Source organism: Litoreibacter ascidiaceicola, assembly GCF_900129235.1.
Taxonomy (GTDB): Bacteria; Pseudomonadota; Alphaproteobacteria; order Rhodobacterales; family Rhodobacteraceae; genus Litoreibacter; species Litoreibacter ascidiaceicola.
Window position 1 is genome coordinate 228828 of sequence record NZ_FQUV01000007.1, and the last position, 14127, is coordinate 242954.

The 14127-nt window shown below is 53.4% G+C and carries 11 protein-coding genes and 1 tRNA gene; 7 read left to right on the top strand and 5 right to left on the bottom strand.

All coding sequences use genetic code 11. The features are described 5' to 3' along the window. Positions 1–1380 carry an NAD-dependent succinate-semialdehyde dehydrogenase gene (locus BUB72_RS15185; protein WP_073145447.1) on the bottom strand — a complete coding sequence of 460 codons (1380 nt, stop codon included), beginning with the start codon at positions 1378–1380 and terminating at the stop codon, positions 1–3. Positions 1381–1451: 71 nt separating this feature from the next. Next, positions 1452–2243, bottom strand: a complete 792-nt coding sequence (trpA, locus tag BUB72_RS15190) for a tryptophan synthase subunit alpha (protein WP_073145450.1) — start codon at positions 2241–2243, stop codon at positions 1452–1454. Between the two features lie 169 nt (positions 2244–2412). Here trpA and BUB72_RS15195 point away from each other — a divergent pair, with 169 nt between their 5' ends. Together BUB72_RS15195 and ychF are read left to right on the top strand one after the other, a co-directional pair. Beyond that, positions 2413–3237: a PhzF family phenazine biosynthesis protein gene (locus BUB72_RS15195; protein WP_073145452.1), complete on the top strand. Its 825-nt coding sequence runs from the start codon at positions 2413–2415 to the stop codon at positions 3235–3237. 70 nt (positions 3238–3307) lie between these two features. After that, positions 3308–4405: a redox-regulated ATPase YchF gene (gene ychF / locus BUB72_RS15200; protein WP_073145454.1), complete on the top strand. Its 1098-nt coding sequence runs from the start codon at positions 3308–3310 to the stop codon at positions 4403–4405. 685 nt (positions 4406–5090) lie between these two features. Here the strand turns inward: ychF and BUB72_RS15205 are convergent. The 3 genes from BUB72_RS15205 to BUB72_RS15215 form a co-directional block, all read right to left on the bottom strand. Further along, positions 5091–6107, bottom strand: coding sequence for a tyrosine-type recombinase/integrase (locus tag BUB72_RS15205; RefSeq protein WP_073145457.1), 1017 nt, complete (start codon positions 6105–6107; stop codon positions 5091–5093). Between the two features lie 247 nt (positions 6108–6354). Continuing rightward, complete coding sequence (locus tag BUB72_RS18660) at positions 6355–7101, bottom strand: HNH endonuclease family protein (RefSeq protein ID WP_073145508.1); 747 nt, start codon at positions 7099–7101, stop codon at positions 6355–6357. Further along, entirely contained in the window at positions 7094–8338 is a 1245-nt protein-coding gene (locus BUB72_RS15215) for an AAA family ATPase (RefSeq protein WP_073145459.1), read from the bottom strand. Before BUB72_RS15215 ends, BUB72_RS18660 begins: the two co-directional genes overlap by 8 nt. Before the next feature lie 605 nt (positions 8339–8943). Between BUB72_RS15215 and BUB72_RS15220 the strand changes: the two genes are divergently transcribed. The 5 genes from BUB72_RS15220 (at position 8944) to BUB72_RS15245 (ending at position 13526) form a co-directional block, all read left to right on the top strand. Next, positions 8944–9033: transfer RNA gene (locus BUB72_RS15220), tRNA-Ser, on the top strand. Between the two features lie 150 nt (positions 9034–9183). Next, positions 9184–10377, top strand: coding sequence for a tyrosine-type recombinase/integrase (locus BUB72_RS15225; protein WP_073145461.1), 1194 nt, complete (start codon positions 9184–9186; stop codon positions 10375–10377). Further along, positions 10370–11227 (top strand): hypothetical protein, encoded by an 858-nt coding sequence (locus BUB72_RS15230; protein WP_073145463.1) that lies wholly within the window; start codon positions 10370–10372, stop codon positions 11225–11227. Before BUB72_RS15225 ends, BUB72_RS15230 begins: the two co-directional genes overlap by 8 nt. A gap of 115 nt (positions 11228–11342) precedes the next feature. Then, a complete protein-coding gene (locus BUB72_RS15235) occupies positions 11343–11558 on the top strand; it encodes a MerR family transcriptional regulator (protein WP_073145466.1) in 216 nt (71 codons plus the stop codon). Between the two features lie 858 nt (positions 11559–12416). Continuing rightward, positions 12417–13526: a tyrosine-type recombinase/integrase gene (locus BUB72_RS15245; RefSeq protein ID WP_073145468.1), complete on the top strand. Its 1110-nt coding sequence runs from the start codon at positions 12417–12419 to the stop codon at positions 13524–13526. Positions 13527–14127 lie beyond the last annotated feature (601 nt).

Sequence of the window (14127 nt, forward strand, 5' to 3'; positions counted from 1 at the left end):
TCAACCAGCAACGGTGATCGCCTTCACGTTGACGAATTCCTTCATGCCGAAGCCGCCATGCTCGCGGCCATAACCGGAGCGCTTCACCCCACCGAAAGGCATCATCGGATGGGCAAGGCCGAAAGCGTTGATGAACACCATGCCGGTGTCGAAATGCGCAGCGGCGAGGTCTTTGGCATTGTCCTCGTCCTTCGAGAATATCGCGCCGCCGAGACCGAAGCGGCTGTCATTGGCGATGCGCAGCGCGTCGTCCTGATCCTTGGCACGGATCAGCGCGGCGACGGGGCCGAACAACTCGTCGTCATAGGCGGGTTGGCCGCTGGTGACGTTCTCCAGCACCGTGGCGGGGTAGTAATAGCCCTCGCCGTCCGGCACCTTCCCACCGCACAGAAGTTTTGCGCCATTCGCAATGCTCTTGGTCACCTGTTCATGTAGGTCGTCGCGCAGGTCTTTGCGCGCCATGGGACCGAGATCGGCCTCCTCCGAGGTCGGGTCGCCGTGCTTGATATTCTTCATAGCGGTGACGAAGGCGTCACGGAACTGCTCGTAGATGGCGTCCACCACCACGAAACGTTTGGCGGCGATGCAGGTCTCGCCATTATTGTAGATGCGGCCCTTGATGCAGGCCGAGACCGCCTTTTCCAGATCGGCGTCTTCCAGCACGATGTAGGCGTCGTTGGAGCCTAGCTCCAACACGGTTTTCTTCAACGCCTTGGCGGCGCGTCCGCCAACATGCTCGCCAGCTGCGGGGCTGCCGGTCAGAGTCACGCCACGCACAAGGTCATTTTCGATCACTTTGTCAGACTGGTCGTGGCTGATGGTCAGCACGGTGAACAAATGTTCCGGCAAGCCTGCCTCGCGGTAAATTTCACCCAGAAGCTGTCCGGTGCCGGTCACGGATTCCGCGTGTTTGAGCAGCACTCCGTTGCCCGCCATCAGGTTGGCGATGGAATAGCGGATGACCTGATAGGCGGGGTAGTTCCATGGCTGGATGCCGTAAATCACACCAATGGGGGAATAAACGATGTGGCCCGTGCCGGTGTCGCCCAGATCACGTTCTTCGGAGGCCAGCTCGTCCGGCCCGTTTTGCGCAGTCCAGTCGCAAATCGCGGCGCAAAGCTCGACTTCCTGCTGGCTTTGCGACAGCAGTTTGCCCATCTCCTCGGTCATCAGCTTGGCAAGCTTGTCGGCGTTGTTGCGCAGGGCCTCACCGATCTTCTTGATGGTCGTGGCGCGCTCCTTGGCGGGAACATGACGCCAGTCCTCGAACGCAGCATGACATGCCTTGATGGCGTCGGTGTATTGTGCGTCCGTCATCAGCGGGTAGCTCTGGATTTGCTCGCCAGTGGTCGGATTGATTGTCTTCAGCGCGTCGGCCATGAGTTCGTTCTCCTACAAAGGTCATTTGCAAGACAACGAGTGGCAGTGGTGAAGAGTTCCTTACGGCGATGCTAAGCCCGATGCGCGCCGTCGGCCAGTGACTTCACGAAGGCCAGCACATCTTCGGTGCTTTGCCCGTCGGCGATCTTCTGCACGATTGCGGAGCCTACAACGGTTCCGTCGGCGACGCCCGCCACCGCTTCGGCGGTTTCCGGGGTCTTGACGCCAAAGCCGACAATAATCGGAAGATCGGTGCTTTCCTTGATACGCGCAACCTCGGGGGCGACGTCTACAGCGCTGGCCTCGGCAGTTCCTGTGATGCCGGTGATCGAGACGTAATAGACGAAGCCGGAGGTGTTTTGCAGCACCTTGGGTAGGCGCTTGGCATCAGTCGTCGGAGTGGCCAATCGGATGAAGTTCAGACCTGCCGCTTGGGCGGGGATGCACAACTCCTCGTCTTCCTCGGGGGGCAGGTCCACGATGATCATGCCGTCGATGCCGGCCTCTTTGGCCTCTGCAATAAAGCGATCCACGCCACGCGAATAGATCGGGTTATAGTAACCCATCATCACAATCGGAGTAGTGTCGTCCCCGGCACGGAAGTCACGGACGAATTGCAGGAATTTCTCCAGCGTCATGCCAGACTCAAGCGCGCGTTGGCCTGCCAGTTGGATCGTTTCACCATCGGCCATGGGGTCGGTGAAGGGCATGCCAAGCTCGATAATATCGACACCTGCGGCGGGCAGGCCCTTGACGATCGACAGCGCGCGCGCAGCATCGGGGTCGCCTGCCATCACATAGGTGACAAATGCCTTTTTGCCCTCGTCCTTCAGCCGCGCGAATGTGTCGTCGATGCGTGTCATGTGCCGTCCCCTGACTTATAGCTGCAAGCGGTTTGCACCATGATGCAGGGGGAAATCAACGGGGAGAGGGGATTTATTCTGCATAGGAATGGGGCCAATCACAAATCGGCGTTTGTATAAGGTGGGCAGAAGATGCTTGCTAGGAGCCACCCCAACCGGAGGACTTGTGATGAACGTGCAAAGACTGGCCGCCTTTTCCGAAGCTGGCGCAGGTGGCAATCCTGCCGGAGTGCTGCTGCTGGACACGCTTCCACCCGAGGCAGACATGCAGCGTGTCGCCGCCGAAGTCGGCTATTCCGAAACGGTGTTTTCCGCCCCTGATGGCGAGGCATGGCGGACGCGCTACTTCGCGCCAGAAGCCGAAGTGTCGTTTTGCGGCCACGCGACGATCGCACTGGGCGCGGCCTTGGGCGAGGCGCATGGGGCGGGGGAGTACCGGCTTAGCCTGAATGACGGAGACATTTCGGTGACGGCCTCTGCAACTGGTGAAATCGCCTTGGTGTCGCCACCGACATCGTATGAGGACGCGACCGACAAGATGGTCCAAGAGGCGCTGGCATTGTTCGGCTGGGACCGAAGCGTGCTCAGCGACACCTATCGTCCAGCAATAGCCTTTGCCGGCGAGGCCAAGTTCCTAGCGCTTCCTTTGGCGCGACACGAAGACCTGCGCAGCATGGCCTATGACCAAGCCGAAGGGGCGGCGTTCATGCGGGCCAACGGCTTTATCACATTGCCATTGTTCTGGTTCGAGCGTGCTGACCTGATGCACGCCCGCAACCCGTTCGCGGGCCACGGGGTCTATGAGGATCCGGCGACCGGTGCCTCGGCCTCGGCAGTCGCGGGGTATCTGCGGGATGCCTATGGGGTGACCCAGCCTTACGAGGTGCTGCAAGGCGTCGACATGGGCGTGCCAAGCCGCCTGCATGTGGCGGCGCAGTCGGGCAAAGGCGCAGCGATCCGCGTGGCGGGCAGGACGCGACCGATCACCGGCTAACAGCCATATATGCTTGACCCGCCCCGCGCCCGGCCCCTACATGCGCGCGAACCGGAGCTAGGAGAGTGTCATGGGTTTCAAGATGGGTATTGTCGGGCTGCCGAACGTTGGTAAGTCCACGCTGTTCAACGCGTTGACCCGCACGGCGGCGGCGCAAGCGGCCAACTTTCCGTTCTGTACGATTGAGCCCAATGTAGGCGAGGTCGCCGTGCCGGATGCTCGGCTGGATACTTTGGCGGAAATCGCAGGCTCCAAAGCGATCATCCCGACCCGCATGACCTTCGTGGACATCGCCGGGCTGGTGAAGGGTGCGTCCAAGGGCGAGGGTTTGGGCAACCAGTTTTTGGCCAACATCCGCGAGACCGACGCGATTGCCCATGTGCTGCGCTGCTTTGAAGACGGCGACGTGACCCATGTGGAAGGCCGCGTGGATCCGGTGGCAGATGCCGAAGTTATCGAGACTGAATTGATGCTGGCCGACATGGAAAGCATCGAGAAACGTTTGGTCAATATCGTGCGTAAGGTGCGTGGCGGCGACAAAGAAGCGGTGCAGCAGGAACGCCTGATGAAGGCCGCCATGGAGGCGCTGGAAAACGGCAAACCTGCGCGGACTGTTGAGGTTGATGCCGACGATATCAAGCAGTGGAAAATGCTGCAATTACTTACGGCTAAGCCGATTTTGTATGTATGCAATGTGGACGAAGGATCGTCCGCGTCGGGCAATGAATTCTCCGAGCGGGTTGCTGCCATGGCGGCGGAGCAGGGGGCGGCATCCGTGGTGATCTCGGCCCAGATCGAGGAGGAGATTTCCCAGCTGGAAGCCGATGAGGCCGAGATGTTCTTGACCGAAATGGGGCTGGAAGAAGCGGGGCTGGATCGCCTGATCCGCGCCGGATACGAGTTGCTGCATCTGGAAACCTACTTCACCGTTGGGCCTAAAGAAGCACGGGCTTGGACGATCAAGCACGGCACGCAGGCGCCTCAGGCGGCGGGGGTTATTCACGGGGATTTCGAAAAGGGCTTCATCCGCGCCGAGACGATTGCCTATGATGATTTCGTCAGCTTGGGTGGTGAACAGCCCGCGAAGGAAGCGGGCAAGATGCGCGCCGAGGGCAAGGGCTACACGGTCAAAGACGGCGACGTTTTGCACTTCTTGTTTAACAAGTAGGGCATGGTTTTTTAGGGCTTGCGAGTCGGGCGCTGGGCGTCAGATTAACAAGGGCTTTGAGGTCGAAATCCGGTGTCTGCGAAGCGTCGGCACCCTGTCGGCAAAGCGTATGGCACGGGTCGACGGGATCAATGGGTTAACGCAGCGTGCGCAGGACCTTCAGTTCCCCGGCCAACAGCGCTTCCACAACGTTTGGCCCTCCGTCCCTAACAGCGCGTTCCATATATTTGCGGGCGACAGCGTCATGGCCTAACTTCCCGGCCAGACTGGCAGCAAGTAGGTTGCGCACAGGGCAGCCTTTCGTGCCATGGCCGTCATTGTGTATGATACCGTCCTTGAGGATTGGGAGGACATCTGTGCGTAGTCGGGCGGTAAGAATTTTTTGATCATGTCGGTTTCCGAGGCCAAGATCGGGCGCTTATGATCTGTGGTGCTGCGCCCGGTGCTTCGAGTCTGGGCGCTTACTGTCTGGACCGTCAGGTTTTGCGATGTCGATCAGGCGCACAATTTTCTGATACCATCCGGCGGATGCGCAATTGTTGTTCCTCACACGCGGCTTTGAACCCGAATTTCCGGCTTGGTGCCATTTTCGGTTGCCGCCCCCTAAAGCTATCGCTAAACGGGTCGGCGGAGACGTGGCCGAGTGGTCGAAGGCGCTCCCCTGCTAAGACAGCACCATTTTCACCTAATCAACTGATTTAATTGATTTTTTAGTCGATTCGGCTTGGGTGTGTGAAACTAGTGTGCTTATCGCATCTGCCGCTGCGCGACCCTTCTGATCAGCGTGGATATATGTCTCCTGAACCAGTCGGACGCTCTTCCATCTTCCGGCCTGAGCAATGTCGTTCGCACTCCACCCCATTCGGTTCAAAGCTGTCGCGAGGCTGTGACGGCCAGCTTGGTGTGGGGGCACATAATCAATCTCCGCATCTTCGCAGACGGACTTCCAAATTCCATGGACACCGCTCTTATTCTTGTAACCAAATAGATGTGCATGTTTCGGCTTCAGATGGGAGATTTCTCGCGCCAGTGTTTCTGAAAAGAACGCGATGCCATCTTCTCCGTTTTTCGTTGTGCCGAGGTCAGCACTGCGTCGTTCAAGGTCGATGTCTGATCTCTTCAGTCGAGTTACCTCGCTTATCCGTGCACCAGTCTCAAACATGAAAAGACAAAGCGATGCTAAATGGGGTAAACCCCGGTCTCTCGCAGCGCGTCGAAACTTCAAAATCCAATCCGGATCGACTGCTCGACGTCGAGGTTTTTCGACAGGGAAGTGGGGTACTTTTATCGGATCACAAAGGCCCATCTGAGCTGCATGATTGATGATTGCGCGCGCCGTGCCAATGACCTGACGGTTCTTGGTACTCCCTTTCGCGTTTGGTAAGAGCGTGTCGGCAGCCTCGCGAATGTGGATCGGAAGGATGTTGGCGATTAACTGATCCCCAAAGAGCTTAACAATGGGACCAACGAAGCGAGCATTTGGTCTTTGTTTTAGGTACAAAGCGGCGGCATCTCCAAAGGTGGTCCGGTGACCTCGCCCGTAAATCTGATCTTTGTAGAGTTTAGCCTCCAAAACTGCCTTTGCCTCTTCAGCGATAGCGCGGTTATCTGTCTTCAGGCTCTTCCGAATGGTTTGACCGCCAACAGTTCCGACGGCGTAGTAAAACCGAGTGTTGCCACGTTTCTGAAGTTTTAGTGCCATTTTAGCCCCTGTTTTCAAATGGATGGGACAGAGGCTAATAAGTGATGTGATGACAAAATAGGTAAGTGTTGCTTACGGCGGTTACTTGCCGATCTTTGGGGTCTGCCAGTTAACCCGACGCTTTCGATAGCCCGGAATGAATTCCCAAATTGGGTTCCAGTGGGATAAGGTATCGTCTGGACGGGAAGCAGACTTTCGCTACGTTTTGCAAACAACGCAGTTTTGACTGTGTAAGCATACTATCAACCTACAGTACCAAGACCAAATTTTGTGCCGAAGCTTCCAGTAATGCAAGCTCTTCCCAATCGGGAAACGCGGACAGTTCTCCACGAATCCAAATGTAGTCGGGGTCGGCGAGAAGTACAGTGGCAACTAACGCGCTGAAGGGAGATTCAGGTTGTGCTTCTTTAAGCAACTTTTCGATACCACGAACGATCTTCGCCCATTTTCTGGCGGTCGCGTCACCTAGTTGGTAACTTTCAAGATCACTGCGGATGGTTTCCAGTGCTGAGCAAACACTTTCGCCCACCTTCATTCGGACACTAACGAGCCTTTCGGAATCATTCAGATACAACGCGTCGATTATAGTTCTACGGCCCATTTCATCGCGCCACCTCAATCGGTAGTTTTGAAAATACATATGAGCCGACGGAAGTGTATCATACGGATTAATGATTTCTCCGTCTACCTCAACGTTGTAGGTACCCTTTCGTCCGTTGCATCGTTTGCAAGACGGCAGAAGATTATCCCAATCTACGACCAAATCGGGAAAACTCTCTTTGAGCCTGAAGTGTTCAACTTCCATATATTTCGACTCTTCGCTGACGTCGACTTCACAGTACGCGCACTTGCTGAAAGAGCTTTCAAGCAGTGGGTTTTTAATCGCTTTCCGATTCCAGACGGAATTTCCGGTTGCCCGATATTGAGCAGTCAAATCTTCAACCACTTCATCGGTTAGGTAGGCGGGCTTTACACCACGCGTCAACTTAATCACGTGTCGCCTCATCCAAACTGCTATCAAAGGCGAATGGCGCGGATTGAATTTCCAATAGTTTCCGGAGTGGACTTTGCTCGTGCAGCATTTCTTTCAACACGGCTAAGGCTTGATTCACGCCCTTCGAATCGTCCATATCCAAAGCTGTATCGAAATTGTGCATGGCGTCACGAAATGTGGGTGTCCTAGTGTTCTCAACGCCCATTACATCCTCTAAGATTTCTTCAATCGTCCATCCCTTAAAGCCATACTTACCAGTCGAGATCGATTTGCGTTCGACACTACCGTCCTCGTTCCTTCTCAATGAGATTACTTCATTGGAGTTAGTGGTCTGGACCACATGTGGGCTATGTGTAGTTACAATTATCTGAGCATGTGGAAAGGCAGAACTAAGTATGCGACCAATCTCTTGCTGCCATGATGGATGAAGATGTAAGTCAATTTCATCAATTAGTATCACCCCAGAAAACTCACTAGCAGATACTTTCAGATTTCTAAATTCGAGTTCCTTCAATATGCTCAAAAGCAAGAAGTAAGATGACCGAAATCCCGATGATAAAAGTTCAAATGGTATAATGCCATTTGGTGTGGAGACTAGTACTTCAAAGCTAGTTACATCCACCTGATCTAGTACAACTTCTGGATCAAGTATTGAGAAAAATCGTTTAGCTGTTTCTAAGTTTTCGAGCATTTGAGGCGTCCAGCTACTTTTATTCGCGTGGGGAGCCAGCAGGTAGCGGTTAGTTAACCAAGTTTTAATTTCATTTTGTGATAAATCGTTAGCCACTTTCTGGCGGAAGTTTTTTTCATCAAACGTTGGATCGCGGGAGATGGTATTCTGCTGAAAGTATGTGAGGTCACGCGAAGCCCTTATGTGAATAAGGTTTTTAGCATCGGAACGACTATAATTAAGAAACTCTCCTTGCTTGGGGTCGAGTTCATTTACCTGAATTTGAATTATGTGCTCTGAACCGTCGCTTTGGATGGTTAACGCCGATGATCCACTCTCTGCTGATTGCCGTCGCTTGAGGCGATGAGTGCGTCCTAAGCTAAATGAAGCGGTTATCGCCTCAAGGACAGTTGTTTTGCCAATCCCGTTGTCACCACATATCAAATTTATTCCGGCGTCATTTCTAAACGAAAGATTAAGTGCAGGGAAAGGACCGATGTCCGATAGAGTTAACTTCGTGATCCGTAGCGATGTTTTGGTCACTTTTTCGTCCTTTTCCGGAAACACGTTGATGTTGCATGATTATTTCGATGTTGGCAAATGGGTAGATCGAACAGGTCAAATCTTGCTTAATTGTGGCGCAAGGATACGGATAAAATGAGGTTTGGATCGCTAGTTCCTTATCACTTTATTGCGCCCTGCAGAGCTGTAGATGTGCTACTTGTCATGTGCTCCCCGATTGTGTGCCTGTTCAAGCGTGACCTTCGCAGGTTATCCATCAAAGTTCGAATTCGTCAGAAAACCTGCCTCCGACCTTTGAAAACGCCGTACGACGCGCAAACCGACGGTTTGGTGAGCCGCACTGCGGCATCCCCCCTTGTCGAAGGGCAGTTAAGGGCCGCGATCTACCAGTAAAGCCCTTTTCGCACCATGATCGGAGCGGGTTGCGCTAGTTTTGTATGTCTTCAAGCGCAACGAGAGTCATATCAAACATTTGATTCCTGATAGAGCCCAAACAAAACGTGAACGGACTGTGCGTATTTTGTGTGATTCTGTGTGCCCCTGTCTGCACCGTCCTGCACATTGGTCAGTTTTACTTACCGTCTCTTTTAGGGGCAGTTTTGTCGAAAAATGCCTTGTACACAGGGCGCTAGTTCACTAGACGGGTCGGCGGAGACGTGGCCGAGTGGTCGAAGGCGCTCCCCTGCTAAGGGAGTAGGCCCGGAAGGGTCTCGAGGGTTCGAATCCCTTCGTCTCCGCCACCACACATTTTTGATCGCTTTGATTGGGTCGCCTTGGGCGGCCCTTTTGCTTTGTTTTGTTGGCGTTTAGGCGTCTTTCAGGTTTCCCTCGATTTCTTTCGATAGTGCTCGTATGCTTTTCTTGAGTGGTACAGAATGTGGTATTAATAGATGGCAGCGCTGGGCGGCAAGCTTACGAAGAAGTTGGTAGAGAACCTTGGACCGGGTCGGCATGGCGACGGGAATGGGTTGTATCTGGTTGTTGACCCGTCCGGTGCGCGGCGCTGGATTGTTCGCGTGGTTGTTAAAGGTCAAAAGAACAAGAAGGGTGCGCCCTTGCGGACCGACTTTGGCTTGGGCGGGGCAGATATCGTCACGATCAACCAGGCCCGTGACCGAGCGCTGGAATATCGCCGCATGGCCAAGCAGGGCCTGAACCCGAGATTTGCTGCCACCCGAGAAATCCCGACCTTTGAGGAGGTCGCGCAGCAAGTCCATATCGAGCGCTTGCCAACTTGGAAAAATCCCAAGCATGGGCAGCAGTGGATCAACACACTGCGCGACTATGCGTTTCCTAAAATTGGCCGCATGCCAATTGATAGTATCGACCAGCCGGAGGTGTTGATGTGCTTGGCGCCAATCTGGACCGACAAGCACGAAACCGCCCGCAGGTTGTCTCAACGGATTAAAACTGTGTTGGACGTGGCACGCTCGAAGGGGTTTCGGTCCGGTGAGAACCCGGTGACGGCAATCAAAGACGCGCAGGTTTTGCCGAGGGTGTCCGCGAAGCCAAAGCATCACAAAGCAGTTCGCTGGCAAGATATGCCTCGGCTCTTTGAGGTTTTGAGTGGGCGCGATGGCATGGCTGCAAAGGCACTGATGTTTACCGCATTGTCTGCATCCCGCACGACGGAGGTGCTTGAGATGCGCTGGGAAGAGTTGGATGTTGAGATGGGTGTGTGGACTTGTCCTGCGGAGCGCATGAAGACTGGGTCCGCGCATAGGGTTCCGATGACGCCTCAAATGCTGTCGATTGTAGAAGAGTTACGCGCGATGAACTCGGAGTTCGTGTTCGAAGGGCAGAAACGGCACAGGCCCTTGTCCAATATGTCGATGCTGATGTTGCTGCGCCGTGTAACGAATGGGGACGCGACGGTGCACGGGCTGCGCTCGACGTTCCGCGACTGGGCCTCCGAAGTCGCCAACGCACCGCGAGAAGTAGCGGAGATGTGCTTGGCTCATAGGGTCGGATCGGATGTCGAGAGGGCATACGCGCGGTCTGACCTATTGGATAAGAGGCGCGTGCTTATGGTGAGATGGTCAAGTTTCGTGTCGGGACGTGAAGGGAAGTTCATCGATGTTTAGTCCAATAGGGTATACGTCCTTTGCCAAGCTTTGGCGGGAATTTACTTCGAAGCACTTTGTTCAGATATACACCAATGCTGCCGATGACTATGCAGGGGATCAAGCCAAAAGATCTTTTTACGTTGGTTCTCCAGCGGATATCTGTGAGCAAATTTTTCTTAAATCCTTTCTCGATTACCGGGTTGTCGTCGCAAAGGATTTGCAGCGAATAGCAAAAGTGGATGTGGCTTTAGATCGGCAATTCAACTCCATCTACAAGAACGCGTCTGTTTTTGAGAGCACTCGTATTGCAGAGAACCCAGAAGAGGCAGGCTTAAATGGAGAGTTGCTGCAACGATTTGGCTCAGTTCGGTTTAAGCCTTGGAAGCAATACCACGACGACCCTGAAGCATGGACGAACGCTTACCCAAGACCGAGCGAAGTTGGCATAGGTCAGATAAATATAGAAAGCGCTCGCTTTCACACGCTTCCCTATGTTTTCGAACGGCTACAATTTGTCGTGCCCGATACTGTGCCACCTTGGGCAAGTGATGCATTCCACAAAGAATATGTGAACAGATTTGTCGATGAATTCCCTGGATGGTCATTTTGTATCGATGATGACGATCTTGCTGGTTGGTCGAAGTCATGTCCAACTTACGTTTCCGAGTTCTTCGCTTGCAAAGACAATCCGGTTCAAACAGGCAGGCCGTCTAAAATTGACGGTATCGTCTCGGCCATCCAACAAATCTATCCGACAGGGATTCCAAATGTACCTCTCAAGGAGATGCATCGCCAAATTGAAGCGACCCTAGGTGCTACCGTTTCTGAATCGACGATCAAAAGGGCGATCAAAAGACTGAAGAACTAGGTCAAAACCAAGGTCAAAAGTCTCTGATGGTTTTTGACCCTTTTGGCCCACTTCACAGAAACCAACTGACGAACACAAACACGGGGTACCCAAAGCAACTCAAGGGAACCCGATTATGTCAGATAGTATCTTCGATAATTCCAAGAACTACGTCCTCGGCGACCCCGAGCTTGATCTGATCGGTGACCGCGACAAGCTCGCACAGTGGCGTCACAAAAACATGGGCCCTGCCTTCTACAAGCTCGGGAGGAAGGTCATCTACCGTGGGGCGGACTTGAACGCGTGGGCCGAGGCTTGCCGGGTTGACCCGAACGCGAACGACGTAATTTAATGTCCACGCGTTTTCCAATCCCGATACACCTGCAGGACTTGAATGGTGCCCTGTCTGTAGTCTCGAACCATCGCCCATCACTTGACTGTGGTTTGGGCTAATCATGTCTATCAGGCAAAAAGTCGAGCAGTTGAGTCTGTTCGAAGCTGTCGCAACGAGCTCTGAACCGAGACAATGTTCTCGAATCCAGCCTCCTACGCCCTGTTCTCATTGTGCCGAGCAATATTTGTCAGCCCATCAGGTCGCCGCGCGCTTTGATATCTCGAAAGCCACTGTGTGGCGTTGGCACACAAACAATCCGGATTTTCCCCGGCGGATCAAATTGAGCCCTGGAACATCGCGCTGGAAGTTAAGCGAGCTGGTTAGGTTCGAGGTGAAAATGCAAGCCCTGGATGGTGCCTGATGAGCAGATCCTACAAAGGCGTTACCCTCAAAAAGCACAGAGTGTATTCTGTCCAGCAGTTGATCGCAGCATATTCAGTCACCGCAAATACGGTATCAAACTGGGTTGGAGAAGGCTTGAGGCCGTCGGATCACCAAAGGCCGTATCTGTTTCGAGGTGCGGCAGTTCAAGAGTTCCACAGAGAAAAACGTAAACGGGTACAAAGCAATTTTCGCCCTGGAGAGTTTCAGTGCCGCATATGCCAGACCGCCGTGTTTCCTCGGATCGAAACGTTCGTAGATTGCGTCGCAAAAAACGGTAAGCATATGTACTCTGCCGAGTGCCCAAAGTGCTCTTCTAAGCTCAAAAAGATATCAGCTGAGACTGATCGAGACTTGGTCGAGGATTGTCGCAATCCAAATACTCCCACGGACTGCTTACACGAAGGAAATACCTTAGTTCGTGGGGGTATTTGGATGTCCGAGGAAAAAGATGTCCCAGTTTTTCACGCCAACAACGATAGGATCATCCATCAATGGCAAACCTACGCCGGCAGCTACAGCGAGAAGACGATTGATAAGCACCTCGCGGCAATACGGTTTTTTGAGGATTATCTGGAGGGAAAGCCCTTTGCCAAGCTCACGAAAAATGATTTTGCGGCGGTGCGCGACGAGTTGAAAAGGCGTGCAGCGGTAAAGGCGACAGACAGTATGTCGGCGTCGACGATCAAGCATACCGTCTCGCATCTCGGCGCATTTTTCGATTGGCTGTTGAAGCAGGATGGCTATAGACGCTTGCCACGAGATTTTGCAGGGTATCTCAAACTGCCAAAGGCAGTCGTGGCGCGATCTGCGCAAGTTAAGCAGAGAAAATTCCCCAGTCTTCTTGAGGCCGAAAAGCTCCTGAACGCTATGCCATCCAAGTCCCTGGTCGACTTACGCGCTCGCGCACTCTTTGCTTTGGCCTTTCTAGGCGCGTTGAGGGCAGACACGTTGGTATCGCTTCAGATTAAACACTTTGACATACAAGGGAGGCGGATCTTGCAAGATGCCAGCGTCGTGCGCGCTAAAGCAGGCAAGAGCCTTGCAATCTTTTGGTTCCAGATCCCCAAAGCTTTTGAAGATGTCGTTGTCGGATGGGTTGATACTCTTCAACGTTTAGGGTTTTCGGGAGACGATGCTCTTTTTCCAGACATCAAATACTTGAAGCATCGCATTGGCTTGAATGAACGCAAAGCTGCAACGGTTCCGGTCATGTCCACGACGCAAGCCGTAACCGACGCGTTCGCTATCGCCTGCCATCATAGCGATACAAAGTACACGCCACATGCTGCCAAGCACACAATCGGTGCGGAACGCGATATACGCTCGCTCACTCACGAAGAACGCAAAGCGTGGTCGCTCAACATGGGACACGAAAGCGAAAGAACCACTGAGCGCCACTACGGTACGATGTCAGATGATCGGCGTCTTGAGGTATTGGAGAGCATTGGCATCAAGAAAACGATCGATCCCCGAAATTTGTCAGAATCTGAAAAAGCCAAGATCTTCGACGGCATACTCGATGCGATGCGCCGTAGCACTTGAGGAATAGGGTACGTTAGGAAGAAACGGCCAACGTCTCAGTCAGCGAGTCGGCTGCCAATTTGCGATTAGGCGGGTTTCACACATCAACACTCCTCCAACGTCCTGCAATACAGAACATGTCGTCGGGCAGTGGGTGACAAAACGACTGCCGACACTGCATGGTGTGGAGTTGTTTCGTTGTGCGTATACCATGATATTTGCAACGGCCAAAGACAGCCACAAAAATAAATCTGTTGGGCCGGTGCGTAAATCAGGTGCAAAACGAAGCTCACTTGTACAGCCAGAACAATATGCTCAGTTGCAAGTCTGGAACTCTGAATTTGGGCTCGCCAGGGCAGGGGGTGCCTCCAACATTGTGATATAGTGCCCGATACAAAGGGCGGTTTCCGGACTTTCGCCGCGAAGGCAAAATCCCGATCCATCGATTGGTGGAGCAGACATTCGCGAGAAGTCGAAATGTTGATCGGAAACGTTCGATATCGAATGGCCTACGACAAACTTCTCATCCCACATTTCCCAAGTGATCGCGTGATTTAGCTTCGTTTGTCCGTTTTTTTGTGTTACATTACAGCATGTTAACTTGCGTTGGAGGCTGCAATGC

Coding starts and splice junctions, on each gene's coding strand:
- BUB72_RS15185 (WP_073145447.1), bottom strand. CDS start 1,380: ATGGCCGACGCGCTGAAGACAATCAATCCGACCACTGGCGAGCAAATC.
- BUB72_RS15245 (WP_073145468.1), top strand. CDS start 12,417: ATGTCCGAGGAAAAAGATGTCCCAGTTTTTCACGCCAACAACGATAGG.
- BUB72_RS15235 (WP_073145466.1), top strand. CDS start 11,343: ATGTCAGATAGTATCTTCGATAATTCCAAGAACTACGTCCTCGGCGAC.
- BUB72_RS15195 (WP_073145452.1), top strand. CDS start 2,413: ATGAACGTGCAAAGACTGGCCGCCTTTTCCGAAGCTGGCGCAGGTGGC.
- BUB72_RS15225 (WP_073145461.1), top strand. CDS start 9,184: ATGGCAGCGCTGGGCGGCAAGCTTACGAAGAAGTTGGTAGAGAACCTT.
- BUB72_RS15230 (WP_073145463.1), top strand. CDS start 10,370: ATGTTTAGTCCAATAGGGTATACGTCCTTTGCCAAGCTTTGGCGGGAA.
- ychF (WP_073145454.1), top strand. CDS start 3,308: ATGGGTTTCAAGATGGGTATTGTCGGGCTGCCGAACGTTGGTAAGTCC.
- trpA (WP_073145450.1), bottom strand. CDS start 2,243: ATGACACGCATCGACGACACATTCGCGCGGCTGAAGGACGAGGGCAAA.
- BUB72_RS15205 (WP_073145457.1), bottom strand. CDS start 6,107: ATGGCACTAAAACTTCAGAAACGTGGCAACACTCGGTTTTACTACGCC.